Annotated in this window: 11 protein-coding genes, 1 riboswitch and 1 other annotated feature; of the genes, 4 read left to right on the top strand and 7 right to left on the bottom strand. The window is 38.3% G+C overall.

Features of this window, described 5'->3' with window-relative positions:
• Positions 1 to 74 precede the first annotated feature (74 nt).
• Positions 75 to 629, bottom strand: a complete 555-nt coding sequence (locus LIZ98_RS05795) for a glycerol-3-phosphate responsive antiterminator (protein ID WP_034772876.1) — start codon at positions 627 to 629, stop codon at positions 75 to 77.
• A gap of 436 nt (positions 630 to 1,065) precedes the next feature.
• Between LIZ98_RS05795 and LIZ98_RS05800 the strand changes: the two genes are divergently transcribed.
• Positions 1,066 to 2,364, top strand: coding sequence for a methyl-accepting chemotaxis protein (locus LIZ98_RS05800; protein WP_227139211.1), 1,299 nt, complete (start codon positions 1,066 to 1,068; stop codon positions 2,362 to 2,364).
• Positions 2,365 to 3,073: 709 nt separating this feature from the next.
• On the opposite strand, the gene LIZ98_RS05805 is transcribed toward LIZ98_RS05800, so the two are convergent.
• Complete coding sequence (locus LIZ98_RS05805) at positions 3,074 to 4,060, bottom strand: Gfo/Idh/MocA family protein (RefSeq protein WP_034772881.1); 987 nt, start codon at positions 4,058 to 4,060, stop codon at positions 3,074 to 3,076.
• Positions 4,061 to 4,402: 342 nt separating this feature from the next.
• Here LIZ98_RS05805 and LIZ98_RS05810 point away from each other — a divergent pair, with 342 nt between their 5' ends.
• The 3 genes from LIZ98_RS05810 to metC all read left to right on the top strand — a co-directional run bounded on the left by LIZ98_RS05810 (position 4,403) and on the right by metC (position 8,157).
• Complete coding sequence (locus tag LIZ98_RS05810) at positions 4,403 to 5,248, top strand: Cof-type HAD-IIB family hydrolase (protein WP_034772883.1); 846 nt, start codon at positions 4,403 to 4,405, stop codon at positions 5,246 to 5,248.
• 393 nt (positions 5,249 to 5,641) lie between these two features.
• Positions 5,642 to 5,747, top strand: a riboswitch (SAM riboswitch).
• Positions 5,748 to 5,830: 83 nt separating this feature from the next.
• Positions 5,831 to 6,952, top strand: a complete 1,122-nt coding sequence (locus tag LIZ98_RS05815) for a methionine biosynthesis PLP-dependent protein (RefSeq protein WP_227139212.1) — start codon at positions 5,831 to 5,833, stop codon at positions 6,950 to 6,952.
• Positions 6,949 to 8,157 (top strand): cystathionine beta-lyase, encoded by a 1,209-nt coding sequence (gene metC, locus LIZ98_RS05820; protein ID WP_227139213.1) that lies wholly within the window; start codon positions 6,949 to 6,951, stop codon positions 8,155 to 8,157. The genes LIZ98_RS05815 and metC overlap by 4 nt, the downstream gene beginning before the upstream one ends.
• A gap of 185 nt (positions 8,158 to 8,342) precedes the next feature.
• Here metC and LIZ98_RS05825 read toward each other — a convergent pair whose 3' ends face one another.
• The 5 genes from LIZ98_RS05825 to LIZ98_RS05845 all read right to left on the bottom strand — a co-directional run bounded on the left by LIZ98_RS05825 (position 8,343) and on the right by LIZ98_RS05845 (position 14,434).
• Positions 8,343 to 9,173 carry an energy-coupling factor transporter transmembrane component T family protein gene (locus tag LIZ98_RS05825; RefSeq protein ID WP_216408053.1) on the bottom strand — a complete coding sequence of 277 codons (831 nt, stop codon included), beginning with the start codon at positions 9,171 to 9,173 and terminating at the stop codon, positions 8,343 to 8,345.
• A complete protein-coding gene (locus LIZ98_RS05830; RefSeq protein ID WP_227139214.1) occupies positions 9,163 to 10,875 on the bottom strand; it encodes an ABC transporter ATP-binding protein in 1,713 nt (570 codons plus the stop codon). The genes LIZ98_RS05825 and LIZ98_RS05830 overlap by 11 nt, the downstream gene beginning before the upstream one ends.
• A gap of 93 nt (positions 10,876 to 10,968) precedes the next feature.
• The gene (locus tag LIZ98_RS05835; RefSeq protein ID WP_041845065.1) at positions 10,969 to 11,523 is read right to left on the bottom strand and encodes an ECF-type riboflavin transporter substrate-binding protein; all 555 of its coding nucleotides are present in this window, start codon (positions 11,521 to 11,523) and stop codon (positions 10,969 to 10,971) included.
• Positions 11,524 to 11,589: 66 nt separating this feature from the next.
• Complete coding sequence (locus LIZ98_RS05840) at positions 11,590 to 12,447, bottom strand: SAM hydrolase/SAM-dependent halogenase family protein (protein ID WP_216408055.1); 858 nt, start codon at positions 12,445 to 12,447, stop codon at positions 11,590 to 11,592.
• Between the two features lie 148 nt (positions 12,448 to 12,595).
• Positions 12,596 to 12,863: a binding site (T-box leader), on the bottom strand.
• 692 nt (positions 12,864 to 13,555) lie between these two features.
• The gene (locus tag LIZ98_RS05845; protein ID WP_152032402.1) at positions 13,556 to 14,434 is read right to left on the bottom strand and encodes an ROK family protein; all 879 of its coding nucleotides are present in this window, start codon (positions 14,432 to 14,434) and stop codon (positions 13,556 to 13,558) included.
• Positions 14,435 to 15,075: the final 641 nt, after the last annotated feature.

Genomic DNA, 15,075 nt, shown 5'->3' on the forward strand with positions numbered 1-15,075 from the left:
GCAGTTACGATCTCAAACAAATATCGACAACCCACAATAAAGAAAGAAAAAACCGCCACTGATTGGAGTCTGCCTTATTGAATTTTTTCATAAATATCCCACAAGTTCTTGGCTGATGTGGTAACTGCTGTTGCTCCTGCCGCAATTGCTTTTTCCACTTCCTCCGGCTTTCGAATGAGACCGCCAGCTAAAATCGGAATTTTTGTCTTCTCGGCCACTTCCCGAATCATCGACGGCAATGTACCAGGTAATACTTCAATATAATCAGGCTGTGTCATTTTTATATGACGATAACTTTGTTCAACCGCATGTGAATCAATTAAGAACATGCGCTGGATGGAAAGGACGCCCTTCTGTTTTGCTTTTCGAATCACATTTGCTTTAGTAGAGATCAATCCATATGGTCGAAACTCCTGGCAAATAAATTCCGTTCCTTTTTCGTCGTTTTTTATTCCTTCAATTAAATCCATATGAAACATCAATTTTTTTCCGTATTTTTCTGCCAAATCATTAATATTTTTTAATTGGGCAATGTGACTGTCTAATAAGACGCCAATCTCATATGGGCTCGTTATAAATTTTTCTAAATTTTTTATTGATGAAATAGCGGGGATTACCTTTTTATTCATTCTCCTACACCTTCTTTCATGTGTTATTATCCCAATCCACAAAAGAAAACAACTATACTACAAATTATGCAATAAAAAAAGATCCATACGTAAGCACCCTATTCTTTAAAAATAGGTTAGCCTTTGTGTGAATCCCATCATCTCCTACAAAGATTATTAACTTATTTAAAATATAATCCATGATCCAGTGGAAGTCAATGCACATGTTCGTCCAACAGATACATGATGGAGGATCCAATAAGCATGCTGATGAAGGTACCGTCAATGCATGTACAAAAGCTATTTATATCTATACAAAATTCACAATGTGTTACTGTATATTTTTTTGCCATATAGTATATATTTTGGACTAGTGATATACTTAAAAATGAAACAGTCAGCGTCGTAAAGCTAGGTATAAAGCAGTACAACAACAATTTACGGAGGAAAAATTCGAATGAATGGACAATCAGGAAAAAACTCATATAAAGCAGTACAACTGATTAGAAACATCGTGACAGGTACCAGTTCCATCATACTCATTTTAAGTATCATTCTCGGCTGCCTTTTAGGTTTTATCATTCATCTTTTCACGGATTCTATTAGTCTTTTATTATTGATGTTTATTTGCAGTCTATCCAATCTTATTTTAAGCGCTTTGTTATTTGTTTTCTTAATGAAATCGATAACCAAGTCAGCCAATGGTTTTATGGAATTATTAAATTTAATAAAAGACGGGAATTTTTCAATTGAAATGGACGCAGGAAAAAATAAAGCCTTAGAAAAAATTGTCGGTCATTTAAATTCCATCACTTCGCAAATGCGTTCTGTTATTGCAGGATCGCTAAGTCACACTAATTCCTTTTTGCAATCATCAGAACACATTTCCAGCCAAGTAAATGAAGCAGTAACATCCATTAAGGAATTATCCGATACGATTAATGAAATTGCCGTCAGCGCTTCTGACCAAGTAATGGAAGCGGAAAAAAGTGTGCAAGTTATGGAACAATTATCCGAACATATTTCTGTTGTCACAGACGGTTATCATTCGATTATCAATGAAACGGAAAATGTGAATCACTTAAATAAACAAGGTTTGGAAATGGTAGGGATTTTACGAGAAAAGTCTGAGAGCAATCAATTATCGTCAGAGAAAATATTTACAACCGTAAATAATTTATCAGTTACTTTAAAAGATATTGAGACTTTTGTCGGTACAATTAAAGATATTGCCGATCAAACCAATTTATTAGCATTGAACGCTGCTATTGAAGCGGCCAGAGCCGGTGAAGCAGGGAAAGGTTTCGCGGTAGTGGCAGATGAAGTACGAAAATTGGCCGATCAAAGTAAAATTTCTACCGAACAAATTATTAGTATGATGGTCAGTATCAAAAGAGATTCTCAAGAAGCGATTCAAGCAGTCCATGATATGAAAAATATTTCTGAAGAGCAATTTACCGCTGTTAACCAAACAGATGCCTCTTTTAACAATATTGCAGACAGTATTGATTCAATCATTCGAAAAATGAATGATATGAAAGATGCAATCGAACAAATGGGCATGGCAAAAGATCAAACGGTAGCGGCTATTATCCATACATCCCAAGTATCAGAGCAAACGGCAGCGGCCAGTGAAGAACTTGCCGCCACTGCAGAATCCCAGTTGCAAATTTTTACAGAGTTAAAAGAAACTGCAGAAGAGCTAAGCCGTCGTTCAAAAGAAATGGAACAAAACTTGGTGAAATACCAAATATAGTTCTATTGATTGCAGTTCTTGTAATTTTTGGGGAAAATTGTGAATCCTTTTCGTTGATTAAACATTTTCAACAAGATGAGAGAAAAATAGAACACCGCAACAGAAATCAGATAGAACACAATTTCATTCACATCCCTGATTGACACGTTAAAAACTTAACAAATAGTTGGGTGGAAAATGGGCGAAAACCGATAACCATGACCTTAATTTGGGCTTTTCATTCCATTCGTTGACCTTTAGATATACACAATAGTCCCTCATTAAAGGGACTATTTTTGACAAAAGCAAATGCACGATGGGCTCGCAATTTTAGTGAAAAATTAGTATCAAATCATAAAGTATGGCTAAGCGATCACCATTCAACGTTAGACAACTTAAAAAAGATCCAAGATAATGTCATTTATGAAATGAGACAGAACTATATTTCAACGACAGAACACAAAAAAACCATATACTAGAAAGATTAGTTTATGACATTTAGCCCGTCCTTGAATCCTAAATTTCTCAATGCTTGAAGCCATGATAAAAAGTGTGAAATATCTTAGAATGGGGTGTCCAAGACCATTTCAAGAGGATTCCACAAATACTTATCAAGGAAAATGTCCCATATACAAATATATTTCAAAGCAGGGGATCCATTCAATGATTCCCTGCATATGATGTTTTCATTTAACAAACGGAATTCTAGGCTAATCCGAGAAAATTCCTCTTAATTCCGGTCAGCCGGAAAGACTAAGCCGATTTGCTTCCTTGCCCGTTCCATCAATTTGCTTGTAGTCAAAGAATTGGCATATGTATTGATTTGCGATTCCGTCTTGTTTTCTTTAATGAGCTCAATAAATTCCTTTGCTTCATAATACATGGTATTTTCGACTTGTGGGCGGCTAATATCTTCAACGGTTCCATCGTTATAATGAATCTCAACTTTTGATGGCGTTGAAATTTTATCAATAACAATGGTTCCTTTTTCCCCTTGAATCTCAGATGGAATGAATGAGTTGGAAATTTTTGAGAAAGAGACAACCCCTTCCATTTCCGGATAGGAGAAAATGACCGTTCCCTCCCCATCGACACCGGATTCGAGCATATATGCATTAGCACGCAGATCCGTTGGTTCGCCAAACAACGCTACCATCGGATAAATGCAATACACGCCAATGTCCATTAATGAGCCATTGGAAAAAGCCGGATTAAAAGCATTTAGCACAATTCCCTCTTTATATTTATCATAACGTGATGAATACTGGCAAAAATTTGCAAAGTAACGGCGTACCGTACCGATTTTATGTAAATTTTCTTTGATACTTACAAAACTTGGGACAAAAGTTGTTTTTAACGCCTCCATGAAAACCACACCATGGGCTTTTGCCGTCTGAACGATTGCTTCTGCTTCTTTTACATTGGAAGCGAGTGGCTTTTCACAAATGACATGTTTTCCATGTTGCAAAAATAGAATCGATTGTTCTGCGTGAAGTGAGTTTGGACTGGCAATATAAACTGCATCAAGGACATCACTCTTTGCCATTGTTTCTAAATCGGTAAAAATATTGGTTACGTCAAATTTTGCTGCAAACGCTTTTGCCCTCTCTTCGGTACGTGAATATACAGCTACAAGCGAAAAATCCTCTATATTAGAAGCTGCATCAATAAATTTTTCGGTAATCCAATTGGTTCCGATAATTCCAAAACGAATCATAAAAATACCTCCATTATATCATTGTGATTAATTTCATAATAACATATTTAAGGCTAGAAGTGGAAAGAGTGAAAGATAGAACAGCTATGAGGAGTAAATTTATTAATCTCTGGTAGTATTGTGGAAATACGACTTATCCACAATTAGTAGAATTTTCCATTTGAATTTATCCACATTAAAGGTCAAAAACAACCAAATTTGCTTATTTTTTTAAAAAATGTGGATAACTTATTATGTTGTGTCGTGGACTGAAGATAGAAACGGAAAAAACGACAAATAGTATGGTAAAATAAAGGTGGCAGCTGTTTTATTAATTCGAAAAAGGATGCAAGGAGGAACACGATGAAACTTATTGCAATCGATATGGATGGTACCCTTTTTTCTAACAATCATACAATCAGCGAAAACAATTGTCATGCTATTTTAAAAGCTCAAAGACAGGGTCATATCGTTACCTTTTGTTCAGGCCGCGCCTTACACGATATTCAAGAAATTATAAAAAAGATAAACCTCGAAGCACCTATTATTGCCGGAAACGGAGCTGTTGTTTTTCATAACAAAATCTTACAAACACTAACAATCCCTGTACATATATTGAAAAAAATTATGGACATATTTAATGATTTTCAATTATATTATGAAATTTATACAAATAAAGGTATTTTCATTGATAAAACACGAAAAGAATATTTGTATGCGGAACTGAATCGGTTAAAAGATGACCCTGTTTTCGGACCAATGGTTGAACAAATGGTTCAAGTTCAAAATGACCAAAATCATTTATTAACTGTCTCAGATTTTAGTGAGCTAAATTTTTCAATGTTAGATCCGTATAAAATGTATACTGTCAGTTTGGATGAGAAAAAACTAAATCATTTGCAACAGCGGCTTTCTGAACGTGATGATATTTCAATCACAAACGGCAGCCATTTAACCGTTGAGGTAGGAAATAAACAGGTAAGTAAAGGAAATGCCCTTCTTTTCCTCGCAAATTACTTTCAAATTCCACAAGCAGATACTGTCGCAATCGGGGATAATCTGAATGACTTATCGATGTTCAAAGCTGCCGGAACAAGCATTGCTATGGGGAATGCCACTGATTTTGTAAAAAGTCATGCGAATTTTGAAACAAAAACGAATGATGATGATGGCGTGGCCTATGCTTTAGAAAAGTTTGTACTTTCATAAACGGTAAATTTAGAGATGCGCCAAACTGTCCATGAGGGTCGGTTTATTGGATATTTTTTAAAAAAGGAGCACCATTCTGTCCATAAAACTTACTTTATTAGACACTTTTGTGGAATATGCGCTTCAAACTGTCCATGATAGCCGTTCTATTGGACTTTTTTCCAAAAAACGAGTATGAAACTGTCCATAAGGGGCAGTCTATTAGACAGTTTTTTAACAAAGGAGCACCATTCTGTCCATAAGGGCCGCCACGTTGGTTTCCTATAGATACGTATATTATTAATGAACTATTCCCATATAAATTATGTGCATGCTATGATTTTTCCCTTGATTATTTTAAAAAGTTATTGTAAATTAGAATAAATAAAATCATTTATGGAACTGAATATTGCAATCTTATCAAGAGAGGTTGAGGGACTGGCCCGATGACGCCTCAGCAACCAGTCATTTTTTGACCACGGTGCTAATTCCAGCAGGTGAAATACCTGAAAGATAAGAAGAAACTTTACAATCATCGGGGCTTCTTCTTATAGAAGTCCTTTTTATTTTCCAAAAATGTAGGGATACGAGGAGGAATCAAGCTTGGCAAATCAACATATTCAAACAAAATTAGTACAAATCGGAAATCGAAGTGAACATACAACCGGGGCTGTTAATCCACCCATCTATTTATCCACAGCCTATCGTCATGAAGGAATTGGTTTATCCACAGGGTATGATTATACACGGACAAAAAATCCAACACGTGCCTTATTAGAGGAGAGTTTTGCAAAATTAGAAGAAGGAGATCAGGCTTTTGCCTGTAGTTCGGGGATGGCGGCTATTCAGCTCGTCCTCTCCCTTTTTCAAAAAGATGATGAACTTCTTAGCTTTAATGACCTATACGGCGGAACTTACCGATTGTTCAATCAATACGAAAAATCGTATGGAATCAAAACCAGCTATGTGAAAGTGAATGATTACAACGGGTTGGAAGATGCAATCACAGAAAAAACAAAAGCGATTTACATAGAAACACCAACAAATCCGTTAATGATTGAAACAGATATTGAAAAAGTTGCCCACATTGCCAAAAAACATCACTTGCTTTTCATTGTGGATAACACCTTTCTAACCCCCTATTTGCAAAAACCGATTGTGGATGGGGCCGACATTGTCATTCATAGTGCGACAAAATATATTGGCGGTCATAATGATGTCCTGGCCGGATTTGTTGTTGCAAAGGGACAGGAAATTTGTGAACAGCTTGCGACAAATCATAATGCGGCCGGCGCGGTTTTATCCCCTCTTGACAGTTGGCTGTTAATTCGCGGCTTAAAAACCTTAGCTTTACGTATGGAAGCACATCAAAACAATGCAAAACAGGTAGTCGAATTTTTAAATAACAGACCTGAAGTGACCGATGTTCTCTACCCAAATAGAGGTGGCATGGTGTCGTTTCGATTGGCAAAAGAAGAATGGGTTGACCCCTTTTTAAGAAGTTTGAAATTGATTACCTTTGCCGAAAGTCTCGGTGGGGTTGAAAGTTTTATTACCTATCCGGCTACCCAAACCCATGCCGATATTCCGCTACAAACCCGGATAAAAAACGGTGTCGATAATCGCTTATTACGGTTTTCGGTCGGTATTGAACATATTGAAGATTTGAAGGCGGATTTGGAAAATGCATTGGTGGCATTACGTAAGGGGGCAAGTGAACGATGAACAAAAAAAATTATGGATTTGAAACAAAACTAATTTCCCAAGATCGTTATATTGATGGCAAAACAGGAGCAGTAAATCCACCTGTCTACTATTCTTCCACTTTTCATCAAGAACAATTCGATTCGTTTGGTCCTTTTGACTATACCCGTTCAGGAAATCCAACCCGAAAAGTGTTGGAAGATACCATTGCCGAACTGGAAGGCGGTGTTCAAGGTTTTGCCTTTGCATCCGGAATGGCCGCTATTTCCTCTGCCTTCATGCTGCTATCATCCGGGGATCATGTCATCATTTCCGAAGATGTGTATGGCGGAACGTTTCGCATGGTCACAAAAGTACTAACGAAATTTCAAATTCAACATACTTTTGTTGATATGACGGATTTAGATGCAGTGGCCGGCGCTTTTCGGCCCAATACGAAAGTTGTCTATGTGGAAACCCCGTCCAATCCGTTACTCCATATTACAGATATTAGAGGTGTTGTCAAATTAGCAAAAGCCCACAATTGTCTTGTATATATCGACAATACATTCATGACACCCCTTCATCAAAGGCCGCTTGAATTAGGTGCGGACATTGTCTTACACAGTGCCACAAAATTTTTAGCCGGGCATAGTGATGTTGTTGCAGGCTTGGCGGTGGTAAAAGATAAAGCATTGGCTGATCAATTGTATTTTATTCAAAATTCATTTGGTGCCGTTTTAGGGATTCCGGATTGTTGGGCTTTGCTCAGGGGCATGAAAACTTTGAGCGTGCGGATGAAACAGTCTTCAGAATCAGCACAGGTAATTGCTGAGTTTTTGCAAAATCATCCGCTCGTGGAAGAAGTGTTTTACCCGGGACTTGCCACACATGCGGGACATGAAATTCATTTGGGGCAGGCGGATAGTGCCGGAGCTGTATTGTCATTCAGATTGCCTAACAAAGACATTGCCAAGGCTTTTGTGGAGAACCTTGAAATCCCGGTATTTGCTGTTAGCTTAGGAGCGGTCGAATCGATTCTTTCTTACCCGGCGACGATGTCCCATGCGGCGATGGACCAAGAAGAACGGGAAAAACGCGGGATTACTGACGGTTTGTTACGACTTTCGGTAGGATTGGAAGATTGTGAGGATTTGGTTGCTGATCTTGCACAGGCACTCGAAATAGCAGAGCGAGCGGTTGGAGCGGGAACTGTAGCGGCTCGAACGGTTGGGAGATTTATATAAAGTTTTTATCTCGGGTTGATTGCTGTTTGGGGCATTTTTAATCTTTGGCATTGTAAGAAAAAATTGCAACCCGGGGCCGGGGTAGCGAGTTAACACCCCGGGGTTGTAATTTTATAGATTGCCTTATCAATCCAAACTAGATTCGAAAGCTTGTCATAGATTTTCATCCCAAAAATACAATTACTTTAACTAAACGGATTGTAAAACCGGCTGCCGTCATGGTAGGTAATCAGTAAGGTTGCAATTAGCAGCAAAACGAACAAAATAATTGCTGTGTAATCCCGTTTCTGAAAAGGGCGGGCATTGTACCACGTTCTTTTTTTCTTTTTCCCGAATCCACGCAGTTCCATTGCATTACTGATTATTTCAATTTTTTCAAGACTTGACAAAATTAATGGTGCCAAGACGGCTGATGCGTTCTTTACCCGCTTAAGGAATTTCTCATTTTTTGACATATCAAGTCCGCGGGCTTGTTGTGCTTTGGCGATATTACGGAAATCCCGCTGAACATCGGGAATATAGCGTAAAGCAAGGGATACAGCGTAAGCAATCCGGTAGCTTACACCAATCCGATTTAAAGAAGCGGCAAATTCACTTGGGTGTGTTGTTACAATAAACAATAGCGCCGCCGGTATAACAGTCAAATATTTTAATGTAATATTCAGTTGGTAAAACAGTTGCTCCAACGTCATATTGTATCTACCGGCAAATTCAACCAACACATGACTTGTCCCGTAAATTTTAACCCCTTCTTGCGGTGAAAAAAGATAAATAGCGATATTATTAATCAGTAAGAATACGAGAATAAAAATTAACACAAATAAAATATCTCGCAACCGAATTTTAGAAACGTAAAAAATAACTAAACTCGCAATAAATAAAAACAAAAGAATCCGGGTGTCATAGGTCAACATGGCCGCCGTTGACCATAGGATAAAACAAACTAATTTCGTCGCACCTGTCAAGCGATGAATCGGGGAAGTTCGGTCAATATAGCTAAGCATTTCATTTGCCATGGTTTCGTCCCTCCCGATCATAAGCAATAAATCGTTCCACAAATTTTATCGGATCTGTAAAACCGGTTTTTGTCGCCAATTCAAAAAGTGATGTTTCTTTCAAGTTTGCCTGTTCAATTAATTGCGGATCAGATAAAATCCGGACACTTTGATCATCGGCGATTTTTCTTCCGTCACACAAAACGATGGCCCGATCCGTATATTCCAGCATTAAATGCATGTCATGGGTTATCAATAAAATCGTGAGTCCGTTTCGATTGAGTTCCATTAAAAACTCCATAATATCGGTATAATGGCGGAAATCTTGGCCCGCTGTCGGTTCATCCAAAATAATCAACTCCGGCTGCAACACCAAAATCGATGCGATGGTTACTCGCTTTTTTTGGCCAAAACTGAGAGCAGAAATCGGCCAATTACGAAACGGGTACAGTCCGCATATTTTCAGCGTTTCCTCCACCCGCTCACGTATCTCAGCTTCCAGTACACCTCTGGCAACAAGCCCCAGTGCCACCTCATCGAAAATCATATGTTTGGAGATCATATGGTTTGGATTTTGCAAAACCATACCAATCTTTAAAGATCGTTCTGTTATCGATTCATTGGTAATATCTTGACCTGAGAAAATAATTTTTCCGGCATTTGGTGTTTCAAAGCCGCAAATCAATTTCGAAATAGTTGATTTTCCCGCACCGTTTTTGCCGACAATACTAACCATTTCCCCCTTATTTATTGTAAAAGATACATCGTGAACCGTTTCTTTTTTTGGTGTATAGCCAAATGAAACCCGGTTTAATTCAAGAATCGGCTCAGCTTCCGGCGGCTCTTCATTCAATGTCACTTCTTCATACCATTTTCGCAGCTGCTCGCGGAACGTCTCCGCCCGAAAACGTGAAAAATCAGCCGGCTCCAAATCCTTTGTAATGGCCCCGCCTGCATACTTTATCGCCTTAAGATAAAGCGGTTCACGAATTTTTACTTTTTCCAAGATATCCGTAGAAAATAATTCATTTGGGTTCTGATCTGCCAAAATCTCTCCGTCATCCACAACAATGATTCGATCAACATGACGGTACAGGACATCTTCCAAGCGGTGTTCAATAATAACCACCGTTGTAGTCGTTTCCTTTTGAATTTGGTCAATCAGATGAATGGCATGCTTTCCGGTTGCCGGGTCTAAATTCGCTAGGGGTTCATCAAAAAGAAGGATATTGACATTATCGACCATGACACCGGCTAAAGAAACCCGCTGCTTTTGTCCGCCTGATAAATGGTGAACGGACGCATCCAGAAATGCACCCATATCCACCATGGCCGCCACTTCTTTTACAGTTTTAACCATCTCCGGCTGCGGCGTACAATCATTTTCAAGGGCAAAAGCAATGTCTTCTCCGACAGATAATCCGATGAACTGCCCGTCCGGATCTTGTAAAACCGTTCCAACCATTTTTGATATGGAAAAAATGTCCAAGTCGCTTGCTTCTTTTCCCATAATTTTTAAACTGCCTTGGATTTCCCCTTTATATGAAAACGGAATAAGCCCATTGATACAATGACCAATGGTGCTTTTCCCTGATCCGGATGGACCGACAATTAAAACCTTCTCCCCTTCATAGATGGTGAGATTAATATTTTTTAGTGTTGGTTGTTTTTGACTATCATATTTGAAATGATAATTTTGAAACTCTATGACTGGTTTTTTCATTGTCAATCTCCTGCATACATTTTATTGTTGCATTTGCTGATGCCGATATTTCTAAAAATTTTTCTCGATCCAAGCTTCCTGTTTTTGATCTGGTTATTCTCGATCCAAGCTCCCCGTTTTCGTCCGGGTTTTTGCATAAAGAGTAAGCAATAATGTACCAAGAATCCCGACTGTGACCATGTTGGAAATGCCAACACCGAGCCCTTGGATAAACACTTTACTAGTTGGTTCCGCGTAAATAACAATATCCAGAACCGGCGCCAACAGGAACCAGCCCAGTGCTTGTGCGCCAACCTGAACCAAATTAAACGTAATGATTTTTTGTCTCCCAAATTCACCGGATTCAATATCCAGTTTTTTCGAAATTAATCCAAATAAAAACCCAACAAACATACTGACAACAACCCAGCTCCACCAAATGGAACCGTAGAAGATTAAGTCTTTCAATGCGTGACCGATTAAGCCGATGAGTCCGCCGGCAATCGGTCCGAAAATCACTGCCATTAGTGCTAAAAAGGCATACGTCACCTCAATATTAGAATTTGGAATCCCGGTTGGAATCGAAGCAAATCTTCCCAAAATAACAAAAACAGCTGCTCCAATCCCGATTGCAACAATCGTACGAACAGATAATGTATTTTTGTTCATGAATACCTCTCCCTTATTGATAGATTTTTTTAAAGTTTGGTATATTGAAACCGGCCAAAGGAAAAATCAATTATAACTAATATCCACCACTTTTCGGATTGTAATTTTCCATTTTAGTCCGGCTTCAATATGATAAGCCTTGGCAAAGGAACCTTGATTGATGGCGACGCCGATTTTATCTAAGGAGTTGATATAAAGGAGTGGCTCGCCTAAATGGCTGTCGGCAAAGGAACGGCCAAATGTCATGATATTTTTATAGACATGCCTTGTTGAATTTTCAATGGTGACTTCAAATGTATCTCCATATTTTACATCAAATTGTAAAAATAGGGTACGATCAATATTTGTCCAAAGATTACCGAAGCGAACATCAAGAACGTCGATATTTCCTTTAATTGTTCCGTTTTCGAGGACCGCCTCCGTTAATGGTAGTTTAACGACGGATTCAGTAGAGAGAGCCGGACCAACTTCTTGGAAACGAATCTTTCCGGAAGCCAATCGTGCACCGGTATAGGCATACACATCCCTGCCATGAAATGTATAAGAATGACCGGAATTTGGCAAGCGATTGACATGTTCATCAATTTCCCTTACTTCCTCGATGCCGATATATTTTTGAATATGGGTAATCGTCCCATTATCCGGTGTAACAATATAATGGTTGGTCGCTGTTTTTGCCACAATACTTTTCCGCTCCGAGCCGACACCCGGATCGACAACGGAAATGAACACGGTATTTTCCGGCCAGTACGTAATCGTTTGAAATAATCGATAGGATGCTTCCCAAATATTGTACTGCGGGATCTCGTGAGTTAAATCGTATATTTTCAAAGCTCTGTCTACATTTAAAGCTACACCATACATCGCAGCAACTGCACCATCACTTAGGCCAAAATCGGTTTGAATCACTAAACAATCAGTCATTTGTATTTCCTCCAAATTGATTTTTTTTCTTAACTTTACGGTGCACCAAAAATTGTTATTTAATATTAGCTAATATTTACATGCGATCGCGATCGATAAAGCAATAAAGATATTTTTTGCATAAAAAAACCACGTCATTATCAATTATGATAAGGACGTGGTTTGTATTCACGTGGTACCACCTTATTTCACTGTATGCTCGCACAATACAGCCTCAGTCAGTACGCCGGCAAATTGCCTTAATACCGAGGTATTTGTAACGAGTACCAGCTCGGCGGAACCTACTAATAGCAAGCACTATGTTCAGCACGCAACTCAGGGGCCATTGTTCAGATTCGTATTTTTGCTCCTTTTCAGCTACCGAAGCTCTCTGTAAAAAATAACTAAATCCTACTTTTCCCCGTCATGGTTTTTCACTAGTTGTTTAATAATTAATGATTGTTGATATTTTTTATTATAAGCAATTATTCATTTATGTCAATAATTTTTTACGGTTTTTTTGACAAGACAAAGACAAATTTTTGGTCACGAGATAAATATAAGTTTATTCATTGCACGCTTAAGTGTAAAAAGTCGGTGTTCCAAATTAATTTATGACTTGATTGCAGTTAAATTCTTTCTCATTAATTCCTATCTTTTAGGCAAAAAAAAACACAAGTCTAGGAGCGTTTATATACCGGCGATTATTATAAAGTTAAATTGTCAACTTTGTTTTATGGTCATGTGTCGGCGTTGTTATGATATGGAGGAGTAGCTTATGGAAAGAATATCGGCCAATCAAACCGATCACATCCCCCATAGGGATTTTTCACGTTGAATTCTTAAGAACCTTTTAAGAATCAAGAAAGAAAAATGATAATCTTACCTTTTAATATAAATAAAAAATAGAATACGAGGAGAAGATAGGATGTCTTTATTAATACCTTTTCCCTTATCTCAGGCATCGACTTCTGCATATTTATCGTCAAAGTACAAAGTCCATCCGATCACATTTCGTTATCTCGTTGCTTTCAATATGATTAGAGAATATGACAGGGAAACCCAATGAGTAAGTGACAAAACATATTAATGAAAAAACAATATATCCATATCCGTTTATAATTAGCCTCTATTCCTCTTCTTCCAGTGCATGTCTTGCCAACACCAATCCCCCAACCAATCCGGCATTATCTTTTAAACCTGGTGCGACAATATAATCGGCAATGTTTTCGTTTAACTCTTGATGGGTGAAATAACCATTTAACAATGATTTTACATTTTCTCGAACCAGTGGGAAAATGGATTCTTGGTGAGCAACACCGCCCCCGATTACAATTCTTTCTGGAACAAGAATCATAATATACTGGACTAAAGCTTGTGCGATATAATAAGCTTCCATTTCCCAAACTTCTTTTCGGTCAGTCAATTCGATACCCTTTTTCCCCCATCTTTTTTCAATCGCCGGGCCTGCTGCCAAGCCTTCAAAACAATCTTTGTGGAATGGACAATTCCCTTCAAAGTGATCATCCGGATGACGTCTGACAATGATATGACCCATTTCCGGATGTGACAATCCTTCAAGCAACTCGCCGTTCACGACTGCTCCCGCTCCAATTCCGGTGCCTACGGTAATATAGAGACAACTGTCTAGCCCTTTTGCAGCGCCAAATTGATATTCACCAAGTGCCGCCGCGTTGACATCTGTCGTAAAACCGGTCGGCACTTGTAATTCGTCCAACACAGTCTGGAAAAACGGATAATTTTGCCAAGCCAGTTTCGGTGTATTTAAAACATGACCATAGGTTGGACTCGATTTTTTCACATCAATAGGACCAAACGTGCCAATTCCGATGGCCTCCACTTTTCGTTTTTTAAAAAATTCGATTACTTCAGGAATGGTTTCATCCGGTGTTTTTGTCGGAATCGATATCCGCTCCAATACTTCTCCTTGTTCATTCCCAATGCCACAAACAAACTTTGTTCCGCCTGCTTCAATAGATCCTAGAATCATTTGCATCAGCTCCTGCCATTAAATATTTATACACATATCTTTTTACTCTCTTTTATTTTGGTAACCCTAATCTAATCATTGGAGTAATACACTAATTTTACTTTATTATAAAATTACTGTAAATGGATTCTTCCACTGAAAAACTATTTGAAATAAAGTTGCTACCACAATATATAGAAAATTGATTATAATATACATTTGTATAGGTGTTCGGTAAGATTTAGCACTTTTTCAGTGGACTCGAACGACTTTCACGGACAAGTAGTGAAACAATTAGAGGAAACTGTCCAATAGAGCGACTCTCGCGGACAAAATGAAGAGGCAATCTGCAAAAAATGTCCAATAGAACGGTTCTCATGGACAAAATGAGTGGTCAATATGCAAAAAATGTCCAATAGAACGGTTCTCATGGACAAAATGAAGAGGCAATCAGCAAAAAATGTCCAATAGAACGGTTCTCATGGACAAAATGAGGAGTCGATCAGCAAAAAATGTCCAATAGAACGGCGCTCATGGACAAAATGAGGAGGAAATCTGCAAAAATTGTCCAATAGAACGGTTCTCACGGACAAAATGAGTGGTCAATCTGCAAAAAATGTCCAATAGAACGGCGCTCATGGACAAAATGAGTGGTCAAT

Source organism: Caldibacillus sp. 210928-DFI.2.18 (assembly GCF_020554505.1).
Taxonomy (GTDB): Bacteria; Bacillota; Bacilli; order Bacillales; family Caldibacillaceae; genus Caldifermentibacillus; species Caldifermentibacillus hisashii.

Excerpts from the sequence above, each read along its gene's own strand:
- LIZ98_RS05795 (WP_034772876.1), bottom strand. The coding sequence starts at position 629 with ATGAATAAAAAGGTAATCCCCGCTATTTCATCAATAAAAAATTTAGAA.
- LIZ98_RS05800 (WP_227139211.1), top strand. The coding sequence starts at position 1,066 with ATGAATGGACAATCAGGAAAAAACTCATATAAAGCAGTACAACTGATT.
- LIZ98_RS05830 (WP_227139214.1), bottom strand. The coding sequence starts at position 10,875 with ATGAAAAAACCAGTCATAGAGTTTCAAAATTATCATTTCAAATATGAT.
- metC (WP_227139213.1), top strand. The coding sequence starts at position 6,949 with ATGAACAAAAAAAATTATGGATTTGAAACAAAACTAATTTCCCAAGAT.
- LIZ98_RS05805 (WP_034772881.1), bottom strand. The coding sequence starts at position 4,060 with ATGATTCGTTTTGGAATTATCGGAACCAATTGGATTACCGAAAAATTT.
- LIZ98_RS05810 (WP_034772883.1), top strand. The coding sequence starts at position 4,403 with ATGAAACTTATTGCAATCGATATGGATGGTACCCTTTTTTCTAACAAT.
- LIZ98_RS05840 (WP_216408055.1), bottom strand. The coding sequence starts at position 12,447 with ATGACTGATTGTTTAGTGATTCAAACCGATTTTGGCCTAAGTGATGGT.
- LIZ98_RS05835 (WP_041845065.1), bottom strand. The coding sequence starts at position 11,523 with ATGAACAAAAATACATTATCTGTTCGTACGATTGTTGCAATCGGGATT.
- LIZ98_RS05825 (WP_216408053.1), bottom strand. The coding sequence starts at position 9,173 with ATGGCAAATGAAATGCTTAGCTATATTGACCGAACTTCCCCGATTCAT.